Annotated in this window: 1 protein-coding gene; it reads right to left on the reverse strand. The window is 39.4% G+C overall.

The window, feature by feature from the left end:
* Window positions 1-368: Hia/Hsf adhesin N-terminal domain-containing protein (locus EO114_RS07800; RefSeq protein WP_206168684.1), on the reverse strand; the 368-nt coding region annotated here is incomplete at both ends.

Below are 368 nucleotides of genomic sequence, written 5' to 3' on the forward strand. Positions count from 1 at the left end.
TTTGTAGACGTTTGGTCATCTACTTTTACAGTGATTGTACGTACACCTTTATTATCTGTTTTACCAGATACGATAGCAGTGCCTGCACCTACGAATTTCACTTCGTTCGCATTTTTCACTGTATCAGAGTACGCATTAGTCAAATCACCTGTCTTTTTATCGGCAGATACAATCCATCCCATATTGCGTAGGTCACCTACAGTAGCGGCTGTATTATCGCTTACTTTTGGTGCATCTCCATTTGCTGGTTTGGATAAATCAACTAAACCATTATTAGCTTTTGTAGAACCCGGAACTTCTTTTCCATCTACTGTATCACCATATTTGTCCAAGCCAGATGTTACATTGCCTAATTGTGTAGCTGTTGT

The organism is Veillonella sp. 3627 (genome assembly GCF_003992195.1).
In the GTDB taxonomy this organism is placed as follows: Bacteria; Bacillota; Negativicutes; order Veillonellales; family Veillonellaceae; genus F0422.